The organism is Psychroflexus longus, from assembly GCF_020164595.1.
Lineage (GTDB): Bacteria > Bacteroidota > Bacteroidia > Flavobacteriales > Flavobacteriaceae > Psychroflexus > Psychroflexus longus.
On the sequence record NZ_JAIQZE010000004.1, the window covers coordinates 196,627 to 210,442 of the forward strand.

A 13,816-nucleotide genomic window follows, 5' to 3' on the forward strand; every position below is an offset into this window, starting at 1 on the left:
GGTATTTGACCAAAATCACCCGTTATCTTTTACCTTATTGATTTGTGCCTTTTGAGGTACAAACCCATTAAAACTATAGTTTTTTACGTAAAAAAGGGAGTGTTTAATTTGGCTTATTTATTAAGGTCTTACAGAGTCACGTCGATTAACCTTTTGTAAGTTGATTCCATGATCCTAGGGATTTAATATACACATTTAATTTCATTCAATCATCTTATCAAGAACCTCCTGTCCAATTTCAAAATTTAATTGTCCCTGAGCGTTGAGGATGTTTACAAATCCGACTTTACATTGATTATCCTGAGGATTTTCCCGGCCTTTCCAAAACGTACCAAAACGTTCTTCTATGGGACTAGAGTTGGGGTAGAGGAGCATACTTCTTTTGGCGTTCCAGTATAAGTTATAAGCATACATCTGCTTTAAGTCATCATCTGAGGGTTTTGGATTATGGGTGTCCAGGACTTTCCATTTGGTATCAATGATAAACGTTTCAGAACTTCCCTTTTTAGTAATCACTAGATCTGGCCTTATGGTTCGTTGCTCCCAAAAGGCTTGACTATTTTGAAAACTAACTGTAATGTCATCCGCTTTAACTCTTATAAGCATGCGATAAATATACTCTTCCCATAATTTATTCATATCGAATAATAACGTCAGCATGTTTTCCTGGCCTCTGATAATATCCGGTGAATAATTCAGGAGTATCATTCTGGCAATTTGAATGGCCTTAGCGTAGGGGGCAGTTTTACGTGTTTGTTTTAGATTTCTAAAATGAGTTGGCTGGACTTTTAATTTTTTCACTTCAGGGAATAGTGAGGTGATCCTAGAAATACGATCTTTTAAAATAGGGTTGGATGAAATGATGCTTAATACATTCAAACCTTCCAGAAGGATTTGATTAATCAAGTGGTCATAGTCATACACCTGGTGATGGGTGTAAAAGCGTTCTTTATGGATCAGGTTTTTTTGTATGTTTTTAGAAAACTCAATTCGTCCTTTGAGAGCATTAAGGTTGCCCGACTGCTTTCTGTACTTTTTGATTAAGCCTGTATGTATAAGATTTTCTAATTCATCCAGGTAGGTTTCAAAATAAAGATCCAGTATAGAATTATATCTGCGCTTCAGGCTCGCTTCGGATACTGAAGAGATCTGTATCCGCCTGCAGATTCTTAGCATATCAAGCAGGACTTTATGCCAGTGATCGTATTCTTCTTTATGCGTAATCTTTTTCTGATCTGCTTTGGGTAGGATTTCGATGGTCAAACCACCGATTTGTATGACACCTACATAATTCTGGAACTTTACGCCATCTCTTATTCCAGTGAAGAATTTGTTACCGTTGCGGTCGTTGAAATCATAGAGTTTGCTTAATTCAGCAGGCAACAAATACCTTCCCTTATCATCTTTATGAAGGGTGATTTTTTCGTATTCGAAAACTCGTATGTGTTTATTTCTAACGTCCACTACAGATAAATACTTTTAAAATCCCAGGTATCCATAGGTTTCATTTCATAAACTTCACGCTGGTTCAAATCTGATACTATGGATTCATCATAATCATCGAAAGAAGCAAAACGGATTTCGTTATTTTCTGTTTTTCGAATAAAGGTATTTCCTAATACTAGACCTATCTTTCCGTAATCTCCAAAGAAATATTCCTCCAGGAGAGGTATAACTTTATCCCGAAATACTTTACGAAGATCCTCTACAGATTCAACATTCAAAAAATACGAATGACCAATCTTATGGTCTTTATCTAAGAGTTTTTCTATTCGTTTGTTTATGGTCTGAAGTAGGAATGGAAGTTCAATACCTTCAACCATCCCAGCGTCTGCTTTACCGTTGCTTAAAATTACTCCTGGAATTGGTGGCATTTCAATAAAACTAAATCTTCTTCTTAATGCTGTATCTAGAGCTTCAACACTTCTGTCGGCAGTATTCATGGTCCCTATAATGTGTAAGTTCTGAGGAACTGAAAATTTGGTTTTTGAATAGGGTAAGATTACAGAAAGTTCATTTTCTGCTCCCTGTCGCTTATCCTTTTCAATGAGTGTAATTAACTCTCCAAAAATAGAGGCTACATTACCCCGGTTAATTTCATCTATAAAAATGGCATAATCATTATCAGGATCATCCTGGGCTTTCAGCGCTAGTTTTTTGAATATCCCATTACTAATCTCGTATTTTATATCATCAGTTTCATCATCTAATACAGGCTTTATACCTTCTACGAAATCCTCATAAGTAAATGACTGATGAAAAGTGACGAAACTGTAATTTTCTATTTCCTTACTATTGGTTTCATCATAATATTTATAGGTTTCCAGTATCTGCTTGGCTTCAGGAAATAATTCCAGGTTTTCATCTTCCTGTATATGCCATTCTGAATGATCTGTTTTCCAAAAGGGTTTTATGGCAGCGCGACTTACCACGCCAACATGTGGGCAATCGTCAACAGTATGGCGTTGTAATGCACCCCATAAAGAGGCTCTTAAATTATTGATTGTACTTAATTTGGCCTTTGCCTGAACAGCCGGGTGAGCAAGAATGTCGTTTACTCTAACTTTTCCTAAGTCCAATAAAGCGATATACAAAACCTGCCACCAGGCCAGTGGCTCCACTTCTTCTTTCAAATAATTCTCTCTGGAAGTTGAAGCAGAATATTGAGTGAATCTTTTAAAGTATTCAGATTGTAGTTTAAAAGTTTTACCTGTACCAGGAGGACCGTATAAGATTGTGTTTAAAGAATATTTCATTTGATTATAGTCTGAAGTTGATATAACATTATTGGCTTTTAAAAACTCTCTATAAGACTTAATTGATGCAGAATAAAACCCATTGTCACCATACGATGGAGCATCAGCATGATAATATTTACTATTTTGATTTCTTTGTTCTTTGATCAAATCCTTATATAGTGTGTCTAAGAAGCTATCATCATTTGTTTTAAATAATTCCTTGCTTAAAATTTGAGATAAAATATCAATGGCTTTAATATAAGAACTGGTTGTTCCTGAATTTTCGCCATATCTTTTGGTAAGCCAATTAGAAAATGCTTTTCGGTTGTCTTTCTCCGGATTACCAATTCCCATAACTCCCATTAATCTCTCATAGTAAGTTTTGTAATCAGGATGATCTGTGCTATATCTTGTAATATTTGTAAGAGTTTTAAGAACAAGATTGAAATCTACTTTCCAATTACCTTTTAATTTCCATTCTACTTTTCTAATATGCTGATATTCGTCCCGATTTTCATCAAATTTATAATCTGAAGTTACAATTCCATAGCCAAGTAGTTCTCCTCGTCCTTGTTTAGTAATAACGATATCACCAACTTCAATATTATTTACAAAATCATCATTAGCAGTAACGTCATTACTCTTTGATCCAGTACCTTCATATGTATCCTTAAGTGCTTTTTTTATTTCCTTTTTACTGCTAAACCGAGTCAAATCTCCAATCTCATCCCAGCCGATACCCATAATGCCTTGTTCGTAAAACTCATCCCAGAGACGAGCATTTTCTCCAGGAGCATAAAGCCAATACTGCTTATTATTATTTTGTAGCATCTTTTTAAAAATTGAATATTCTTCTTTTGTAGCAGTAAAATTCGATCCTTGATTACCGGCTTTAAAATCCTTAAAAGTATCCAGGTCCTTTAAATCCTCCCAAAGAATTGGATTATCATATAAATTATGAGTGATTTTAATACCAGCCTTAAGTTCATTAGAATTTTCTTTTTTCCAGTATTTATCACCAATGCTATTTGATTGTATAGAAGGCTCTGAAGTTATTTCTGCTAAAGCGTAGCAACCAGCTTGTTTTCCTGTGAGCCAGATAATAACTTTATCACCGACTTTAATTTTGTCTTTATGGGACGATACTGTAAAATCCTGAAGGGAATCGTCGGATAAGGCAGATTCAAAATCAAAGATTTTAGGATTGCCTTGAAAAAGCCAGTAGTTAATAGGAACTTCTTCTAATTTCTTTTCTAAGTTATTTTGAAGCTTTTGAAATCTTTTGTCATCAGGTATCAAGTCATCAACATCAGCTTCCAAGGCTAGGTTTCTGATTTTAGGATAATTCTCATCTAACCATTGGTATAATTTACTAGGATCATCTTTTTGAAATTCGCATACTTCTAATTTTGCTTTTCTATTATTTTTAGACCATTTGAAGCCCTCAAATTCTGAAACTAAGTTTTTATAAAATTCAATGAGTTTTGGGTTTGTTTCGTCTAGAAAAACTATTTCAAACCTGAATACAAAATTATCATCAGAGGGTTCAAAAACCAGTCCTACACTTCTAGTGGAGAGATTTCCTCCATTCTTATCAACTAAACCAACAAAACAGTACTTTTCCGTGCCTTGAAAAAATAATCCGTTAGGAATTTTACCTCCTGGATATTTTTTATCATCAGGATTTGATTTTTGTCTGACTAGAAAATTGAAATTTGAATTATGTTCTTCTCTATAATTCAATAAATATTGGTGTATCTGTTGGTGGAAGTGCATGGATTATTTTTTTGGTAGTGGTTTTAATTTATCCTTATTAGAGATCTTAATGACAAGCTTCCTGAGATGATTGGCTATTATTGTGTATCAAATGCTTTTATAATTTTTATTACAAATTTAACTTATAGAATAAATTTTCTAAAGCTTAGCATTTATTTTATTCACCATCGTCATTATTCTGAATATTATTCATTGTTTCTTTATACATCAAAATTATCTCTTTTAAGGTGTTGATCACATATTCATTTTTTGGCTCTATTTGTTTCCAATAGCTTAATCTTCCTAGTATCCTATCTACATAAAAAATATCATTATATCGTTTCACTTGATCCAAGATCCCAAACTTCAATATATAGTGAGCTTGCTGTTTGATTTCTCGTCTAAGATCTTTTGGAAGTCTTATAGAGTCTTTTTTTACAACAACCCCTGTTATAAGCTTTCTTTGATTTTCCGAGTATTCTATTGTTTTATCAGGATTTAAGGAGAAACCTTCATCTTGAATATTCATCGCTACTAATATTCTAAAATCAGATGGAATTGCATCTCCAGAAAAAACCAAATCGTCAGCATACCTTGAATAAATTAACTGATTATTACTTGCAAATTTAAAAAGCCTTTTGTCGAGATTAGAAAGGATAATATTACTTATTAGCGGACTTGATGCGGCTCCTTGTGGTAGTTGTTCTTTTAAGCAACAGAGCTTACTTAAATAATACGTAACCTCTTTATTGTAACCTAATCTTTTAAAAAGTTCTCGAACTCTGGGTATTTTAATTGAAGGAAAAAAATCTTTCAAATCAATTTTAAGCATTTCACTTGACCCAATATGCAACTTAGCATTTTGAGCAATATTCTTTCCTTTTACATAGGCATATGCTGAAGGATGTATTTCAAAACAAGAGAGTATATGTTTTGCTATCCATTGCTGTACTTCTAAGAGTGATTTATAGGGTGTGACTATATCTCGGTAACCACCTTTCCTTTTTGGAATTTTAAATTCTCTATAAAAACTAGATGGTGATTGAACCATACTTGTTAGGACTCCAATTTTTAAACCAAGTAATTGAGATAAATGCTTTGTGTCTATAATAACCGGAACCTTGTTTTTAAAGGCACTTTCAACATATTGCATTCTTTCAATTTTCTCAATTTTTGAGAGATTTGAAGTTTCTATAGTTTTTTTCCAGTCATTTATAGTATAGCTCAAAACTTAAATTTAAAGAGAAGAAGAATTACACAATAATTCATAAAATAGAAATCCATTCTTTACAAATAATGAATTATTGTAACTGGAATCAATTTTCTGATTTCAGTTCTAACAAATCATTATAATGGATAAAACAGCCTTAACTGTACTGAGGCGACATCGCCTCATTTTCTAATTCCTCTTCTCTTTTTTTTTATATATATGGTTTGTTAATTCCAGTTTGTTCACCTTTCATATAAGATGGCTTCTCTTTTTCTTTCTTTAACAACTTATTTTTTGAAACAAGCATTCTTTCTAAATTAAATTTTTTAATTATCAGCTTTCTTTCCCAATCAATCTCAATTAATCCAGTTTTAACAAGTGAATCTAGTTTCTCTGCCAAATCATTAGGGTTATAGTAATCCTTAAAAAAAGAAATACGAATTTCATTCTTTTCTGTTTTAAGAAGATATTGCGTAAAGTCATTTCCATTCATTCTACTATTGCATTCTATTAAACAAAGGTTTTCGAGATTTTCCATCACTATATCGATTCCACCAAAATATGGGAAAATTATTATTAGGTAAATTGAATCTATTCCATGCGAAGATAGCTTCTGATTTTCCATATCCAAGACTAAATTTTTCAAGTTTTTCAGGTTCAACTCCCTCGTATAGAATCTTCTCCATATTAACTATTTTTTTTCTTATACTTTTTCTTTCTAAATATGGCCAGATGGTTTTCGAAGCTTTATCCAATTCATAACAAACAGATATATTAGATTCTAAAGGTTTTAATAGTTTGATACCAGTTTTCATGGCAGCCAGTGCAAAAAGGTTCAAGCTAAAATCTTTGCTCATATCACTAATCAGTTTCTTTAAATGTTGAATATTAGTTTTTGCAGTTCCACCAGTACCAATGAAGTCATCTACTAAAACAATATTTTTTAAATCTACTCCATTTCTTGGGAATCCATTTTTTTTAATACGCTTAATTCCGTAGTGAAAGTCTGGAAGTAGGTTATACTCTTGCCATTTTGGATTTATTTCAATGAGAATAGACTTTATAAAGTTCAAAATAATCTGAGATCCGTCAGGATAATTATGTTTTCTAAAGCCAATAAGTAAAGTGTTATCGGGACTTAAATTCCAATCAGCAATACATTTTGTTAGTTTATTTTTAACATCTAACGCAGCATCTTCTTGAAATACATATTTGAAATTTTTCAATAAAGAGTATATTATTTTTTTACTTTTCAAATCATCATATTCTAACCATAAATTTTTTAACCCTTCATTATTTACTTCGTGACGCAACCACTTATTTTTATAATAGAGTTCACAAAGAGATTCGTAATCAAAATCCGAATAGTTAGACTGACACTCCAGAGATGCCGTGATTTTATCTTTTTTCTTAATTTTAAAAATCTTTATAAACCAGCTAAACATAGATTAAACGTGTTATTTGTTAATTCTTTTATAACCACCTTCCTGCTCCGCAACCATCCCCAATTTCTGCTCAGCTTCACCAACTTTTACCTGCCCATTCATCAACATCGGCAATAACCAATCCCGTAATTTAGCGAGTTTTTTATTCTGTTTTCGGTTTCTTCTAATAGTTCTTCTATTTACAATCATATTTTTTTCTATAAGTAACTAAAAACATTATCGAAATTATCTACTTTGACTAAATAATGCGCTCCTTCATTAGTGCTTTGTATTATGTATACAGCCACAGTGTCTTTTTCCTGATCTATTACATTTCCATTAGCAATTACAGTAAAAACTTTGTCTCTATTTTTAGAGTTAGGATTTCTAAATTTGACTTTTTTAATTTCAGGGAAGTCAATATCTGATATAGTTATCAAATCTCCATTCTCGATTGATTTAACAACATATTCATTATCTCCTAATTTGACTAATTCTATTAATTCCATATTTTTATTTTATTAAAATATAACTATGTGTCCACGAAAGTAAATAGTTTCTAAAAATTATTTTTAACTCTTTCCTTCCTCAGCTTCCCCAACCGTCACCTGCCCATTCATCAACATAGGAAATAAACATTCAATTTAATCTCTAAGTTTTGTTATTCAAACCATCTCTCTAGCCTTCTTTTGGTTCTATCAAAAGGTATTCTTTCCCATTCTACTTCAAAACCATTCCAGAACACTCTTATTTTATCTCCCCCGTCACGATAAAGAATAAACCTCATATCATCGTGTTGTATGTAAACATTATTGACATCATTATCATCTCTCATGTAATCTTTGTTATCATCTTTTACATTGTCAATTCTATTGAGTAGAGATACTGCTTCATCATACGGAATGTATTTAAATCCATAAGCCGTAGTCAATGTTCCCAATTTATTTCTATTTTTACCTATGAAGGCTAATAGCAATCCTTTTTTATTTAACTCACTGCAATTAAATGCTATTGATACTACACCAGCAGAGTCGTCGGAGGCTAAGCTTTCTGTTTCAAACTTAATTTCGCCACTTCCAACAGGACCTATTATATAGTCCATAATAAATTCTTTAGATCTGAACTGACTTACTTCTTTTGCTGTTTCTTTTACTGCAGCATCAGCTGCAAGAAACGTAATAGCTGTGGCACCTGCAGCAATTCCTATGGCAGCGCCATCGCTTTGCGCTAGTGATTTATTTGACATTGTTATTAATAGACTAACTGCTATTATTAAGGTGAAAACTTTAGTTGAATTTAAACTCATTTTTAAATATTAATTGATTAGTATAAATGTTTGTAATTCTATCTGATCCCTCTAACATAGTCCCCCAATTCATCATAAATTAGATTTTATAAATTTAGGTTATGCTATTCCTTATTCACAACTTCCCATTAAAAGCCTGATCTAACAAACTCCTTTTTAAGGCTTTTAAATGATCTACTTTTTGTGTTTGAGCTTCTAAGATATCTAATTGAATTCTCAATATACCGTCAATCCGTTCTGCTGAAAATAATTGATCCTTTCTTTCCAACATAGGTAATTGCATTGCCCTTACTTCTTTAAGCGTGACTCTTGGTCTTGTTGAACCTTGTGTTTTGCTTTTTAGTTGTTTTATAAAATATTCTGAGTTAATTCCTGCAACTACATAAGGTTTGTAATGTTTGCTTTCATCTATTCTAATTCTAATTATATCTGAAGAAATTACTCCTCTATTAATTCCTAAAACATCCTCAACTATACAACATTTACCTAGAGGATCTCCAAGTTTAGTCATTACGATATCCCCTGAAACGTATGAGTGACTTGACAGAAACTCTGCTTTTTCTTCTGTTACAAATTTGATATTTTTCTCTTTGAAATTAAATCTATCAACATTTTGTAGTCTAATGATTGGATAACCTTGATCAACATACTCTGATGCTTTAAGGTTAGAGCCAAAAGGGCCACCGACCATATCCTTTTTAGGATTTTTACAAAAGCTCATTAAAGGTTTATTGAATTTCTCCAACTTCCCAAACTCCTCATCCAACACAGATCCCATCAACGCCTGGGTATGCTCTATATTTTCTTCTAACAATCCAATGGCTTTATCTATTTTTTCAAATAAGTCATCTAATTTGGCAACAATACGTTGTTGTTCTGCTAATGAGTTAGGAAACCTAAATTTTATAGATCTTATTAACCCCATATTTAATCCTCTTCTATCGTTACCGCCTGCAAGTTTTCTAATATTTGAATATTGTGATTTTAAATAGTAAAAAAGAAATTTGGGAAATTGGATATTACGATTTTTAGGAATTATACCAACTAATGATTGATTGCATGTAGCTTCAATTTTGAGCATTGCAACACTTCCTTTTGTTTTACCTTGACCATTTAATGCAATCATAATTATATCTGAAGGTAATAATCTAGCATTAGAATTATTTAAGCCTTTTTCATTTATATAATTATCGCATTCAGTAATTTCAATTCGATTAATATCACCACTAACTAACCAAGGAATATTTCCATCTTTATAGTATTCTGGTTTTGACTTACTTGGTGTACCGCCGGTCTTTAGATCATATTCCTTACCTATATTAGTTTCAATCCAATTACCCATCTATCAAACTTTCAATTTGGTTCATTAATGTGTTTATTTCGGTATCGTTTTGCTTAATGGCTTTAAGTAAGTTCTGAGGGCTTTGGTGCACGACTTCAACTACTTTATGGGGGTTTTTAGCACTCAGGTCATAGTCTTTAATGTCTGATATATTAACAGTCCAGTCGTTGCAAGACTTCTCGACTCCGCTCGAAGTGGCAGGGATTTTTAATTTAGCATTGGTGGCGTTACGTTCTTCTGGATGATGAAATAAGTGAACAAACTCTTTGATATGTTCGTAAGTAATAGGTTTGTTTTTGGTGAGCTTGTAGGGTGGTGTGACGTCGTAATACCAAATATCGCTAGTCGCCCCGTTTCTGTCAAAATATAAAATATTGGTTTTTACACCACTATAGGGTAAAAACACCCCTGCCGGTAAACTCACAATCGTATGGACATTGTAATTTTCCAATAAGGTCTGCTTGACTTTGGTAAACGCATTATTGGTTTGAAACAACACACCTTCCGGTACTACAATAGCTGCACGGCCTTCCAGTTTTAGCATTTTCATGAAATGCTGTAAAAACAGTATTTCTGTAGCGTTGCTTTCTACAGGGAAGTTTTGTTGGATTTGTTTCTTCTCTTTTCCACCAAAAGGGGGATTAGCTAGGATCACATCATGTCGATCTTTTTCTTGATAGTCACGTATGTTTTGGGTGAGCGTATTCCCTCTAAATACATTTGGACTTTCTATACCATGCAAAATCATGTTCATCATGCCCATGACATAACCTAAACTGGTTTTTTCCATGCCAAAAAAGGTTTCACTTTGGAGAAACTCCCATTCTTTGGCAGAAAGTTTTTCCTTTTTACCATCTTGAACTAAATAGTCAAAGGCTTCTACCAAAAAGCCTCCAGAACCTATGGCTCCGTCATAAATGGTATCTCCAACTTTAATACGAGTCGTTTCTACCATCGCTTTGATAATAGCTCTTGGGGTGTAAAACTCTCCAGAATTACCACCATCGCTTCCCATGCTCTTTAGCAAGTTTTCATAGACTTGGGAAAGCTCAAACAATTCATCACTACTCTGAAAATCTAAACGGTCAATAATATCCAGTATCTCACGTAGAGTATGTCCACTGGCTATGCGGTTGTCTAGGTACTCAAATATGGCTCCTATTTTATAGGTTAAAGATTTGGGATCATTTGTCGTGCTTTTAAAAGCTTGTAAATAGGGGAAGAGTGTTTTATTGACAAAATCTATCAAATCATCACCTGTCATTGCGCGCTTTACATCCAATTGTCCTTTCTCATCCTTAGGACAAGCCCAATGCTCCCATCTTAAATTCTTTCGCAAGACGTGTTTGTATTCAGTGCCTTCCAAGAAAGCTTCGTCTGCTTTGTTGTCCTCGTAATCATTTAAAAACTTGAGAAATAAAATCCAGGAGATTTGTTCGGTGTAGTGCATCGCACCCGAGATCCCGTCGTCTCTACGAAGGATATCTGTAATGCGATCTATATTATTCTGTATACTCATTTATGGTCTTGTTTTTGAGAGCAATTAAACAGCTCTATATTTGTTTTTTTGTAATTTATAGTAAGCCCCTAATAATGTTTTCATATCACCAAAAGCGGTTTTAGCGTCTTTTGAAGTTCCTAGTTTTAATTTCACCAAATCGCCTAATTTATCACGTTGTAATTCTTCAATGCCATGTTCTTCATAATGCTTTAAAATAAACTCTAAAAAGTCTTTTGCCTTCAGATTTTCATAAACATCAAAAAATTGAACATCATCTTTTACAAATTTCACGCCTTGTTTACGGGTCATCAGATCTGAAGAAAATGAAATATGTGAGAGAACATCAAAAATATCGCATTCTGGTGTTGCGATCATGTTTCGTAAGTCATTGAGTTGTTCGTTGTCAAAACCCAATTCGCCAAGTTTTTCTAATAAATCGCTTCGAGTATCCGGATTAGACCATATTTCTCTCAATTGCTCTTCATCTTTATAAATGGCTGGTAATTCTCCAATCAGCTTTTCTAAAAACTCACGTACAGTTAAGGGTTTTCCATTTTCATCTATGTACCTTGTGTCAACATCAGTTACCTTCAATTGCCTTCCGTTGGAAAGTTCAACAATCAATTTTTCTTTACGCTCATAAGGTTCTCCAGGCTCTTTTACTTTAGGTTTTCTTGGAGGTTGTGGATCTTTACCACCACCCTCATCTTTAGGATCTTCTGGTTCTCCATCCCATTCTGCGTCATAAAATAAATTGGTAGCCCCCACAAAATCGATAATGGTAAAAAAGTCCTTACCATCAAACACACGGGTACCCCGACCAATAATTTGCTTAAACTCCACCATTGATCCAATGGGTGATGTTAAAACAATATTGCGCACATTTCTGGCATCAACTCCAGTGGTCAACATTTTTGAAGAGGTTAAAATTACTGGAATATCTTTATCGTTGTCTTGAAAAGCTTCCAGTAATTCTCTTCCGTGTTTCCCTTCATCGCTAGTTACACGTACACAGTAATTAATATCTGAAACGGTTTTATACTGATTGATATAATCTCTTAAATCTAAGGCATGATCCTGATTGCTACAAAATACAATCGTTTTATCCATTTTGCCTATTTGGGCTAAAATGGTTTTGGCAACAAGTTCCGTTCGCTGCTTAACAGTAATACTTCTGTTGAAATCGTTAATCTCATATCGGTCTTTGGTCACTTCACCTTGAATAACTTTGCTATCGTTAGTGTGTATATATTCGTCAATATTTGTTTTGACGCGCTTTACTTTGTAAGGCGTTAAGAATCCATCCTGGATACCTTCTTTTAAAGAATATTCGTAAATAGGTTGTCCAAAATATTTATAGGTATCAACATTATCATCACGTTTTGGAGTTGCTGTTAAGCCTAAGTGAACTGCAGAGCTAAAATGGTCCAAAATAGCTCTCCAGGACCCCTCTTCATTAGCGCTACCCCTATGGCATTCGTCAATGACTACCAAATCGAAAAAGTCTTTAGGATATTCCTGGTAATAACCTCCAATATCTTCACGTTCTGCAATGGCCTGATAAATGGCGAAAAAGATAAAAGCATTGGTCGGAACCACGCCATTTCGTTTACGGACTTCTTCACCATCTATTTTGATGACGTCATTTTCGTAAGGATTAAAGGTGTTGATCGCTTGATCTGCCAATACATTTCTATCAGCTAGAAATAGAATGCGAGGTCTTCTATTTTCACTTTCAATATTCCATTTCGCTTGCAATAGCTTATGTACGATCTGAAATGAAATAAATGTTTTTCCAGTGCCTGTTGCTAGAGTTAGTAGTATGCGTTTGTTACCATCAGCAATACTTTCCATCGTTTTATTAACAGCTATTTCCTGGTAATAACGAGGTTTGAAATTACCCGTAAGTAAAAACGGAATGTTATGTAATTGCTCTTTTAATTTGTTTTTAGAACCAAAAAGTCGATGATATAGATCTTGTGGAGTAGGGAAGTCCTTAATATAATCTCCTTTCCCTGTTCTTCTATCAAACTCATAAATCTTTTTACCGTTGGTAGCATACACAAAATTAATTCTCAATTTCTCTGCATAGTCCAAAGCTTGTTGTAAGCCCTTTGTTGGATGATCACTTAATTTTTTAGCTTCAACTATAGCTAGATTGGTATTGTTATATTTTAATAGATAATCTAGGAACAAACGCTTTCCGCGTTTGTCTCCCAATAGTTTTCTACCATCTGTAAAATAATACTCTCTAACGATGTGAACCGGATCCCATTCACTCTCACTTAATTTTGGGTCAATAAAATTCGCTCTCGTATCCGATTCAGATATATTTTTTGTCATAACGCTGATTATTTTAGATAGTCACCAGTCATTACTTCCATGATTCCTGAAACCTTACAAAAACCTTTGATATTGAATTGAGCTTTACTTTTAAGAAAGGTGATTTTTAGAGAGTGATTTTTCGTAATCATAGATTATAGGATGATAGTTTAAGAAGTTACTTAATAAATTAGATTAGTTACAGTATTATTGACCTC

Annotated in this window: 11 protein-coding genes; all 11 read right to left on the bottom strand. The window is 33.4% G+C overall.

Features of this window, described 5'->3' with window-relative positions; genetic code table 11:
* Positions 1-201: 201 nt before the first annotated feature.
* Positions 202-1,464: an McrC family protein gene (locus LB452_RS05870; RefSeq protein ID WP_224460802.1), complete on the bottom strand. Its 1,263-nt coding sequence runs from the start codon at positions 1,462-1,464 to the stop codon at positions 202-204.
* Complete coding sequence (locus LB452_RS05875) at positions 1,464-4,514, bottom strand: AAA family ATPase (protein ID WP_224460803.1); 3,051 nt, start codon at positions 4,512-4,514, stop codon at positions 1,464-1,466. The genes LB452_RS05870 and LB452_RS05875 overlap by 1 nt, the downstream gene beginning before the upstream one ends.
* Before the next feature lie 157 nt (positions 4,515-4,671).
* On the bottom strand, positions 4,672-5,721 hold the full coding sequence (locus LB452_RS05880) for a retron St85 family RNA-directed DNA polymerase (protein ID WP_224460804.1): 1,050 nt from the start codon (positions 5,719-5,721) through the stop codon (positions 4,672-4,674).
* A gap of 193 nt (positions 5,722-5,914) precedes the next feature.
* Positions 5,915-6,196 (bottom strand): hypothetical protein, encoded by a 282-nt coding sequence (locus tag LB452_RS05885; RefSeq protein ID WP_224460805.1) that lies wholly within the window; start codon positions 6,194-6,196, stop codon positions 5,915-5,917.
* A gap of 4 nt (positions 6,197-6,200) precedes the next feature.
* A complete protein-coding gene (locus tag LB452_RS05890; protein ID WP_224460806.1) occupies positions 6,201-7,148 on the bottom strand; it encodes a phosphoribosyltransferase in 948 nt (315 codons plus the stop codon).
* A 12-nt stretch (positions 7,149-7,160) separates the two neighbouring features.
* Positions 7,161-7,337 carry a hypothetical protein gene (locus tag LB452_RS05895; protein ID WP_224460807.1) on the bottom strand — a complete coding sequence of 59 codons (177 nt, stop codon included), beginning with the start codon at positions 7,335-7,337 and terminating at the stop codon, positions 7,161-7,163.
* Between the two features lie 8 nt (positions 7,338-7,345).
* Positions 7,346-7,636 carry a hypothetical protein gene (locus LB452_RS05900; protein WP_224460808.1) on the bottom strand — a complete coding sequence of 97 codons (291 nt, stop codon included), beginning with the start codon at positions 7,634-7,636 and terminating at the stop codon, positions 7,346-7,348.
* 152 nt (positions 7,637-7,788) lie between these two features.
* A complete protein-coding gene (locus tag LB452_RS05905; protein ID WP_224460809.1) occupies positions 7,789-8,373 on the bottom strand; it encodes a hypothetical protein in 585 nt (194 codons plus the stop codon).
* A gap of 175 nt (positions 8,374-8,548) precedes the next feature.
* Positions 8,549-9,775, bottom strand: coding sequence for a restriction endonuclease subunit S (locus LB452_RS05910; protein ID WP_224460810.1), 1,227 nt, complete (start codon positions 9,773-9,775; stop codon positions 8,549-8,551).
* Positions 9,768-11,294 (bottom strand): class I SAM-dependent DNA methyltransferase, encoded by a 1,527-nt coding sequence (locus LB452_RS05915; RefSeq protein ID WP_224460811.1) that lies wholly within the window; start codon positions 11,292-11,294, stop codon positions 9,768-9,770. Before LB452_RS05915 ends, LB452_RS05910 begins: the two co-directional genes overlap by 8 nt.
* 24 nt (positions 11,295-11,318) lie before the next feature.
* On the bottom strand, positions 11,319-13,619 hold the full coding sequence (gene hsdR / locus LB452_RS05920; protein WP_224460812.1) for an EcoAI/FtnUII family type I restriction enzme subunit R: 2,301 nt from the start codon (positions 13,617-13,619) through the stop codon (positions 11,319-11,321).
* Positions 13,620-13,816 lie beyond the last annotated feature (197 nt).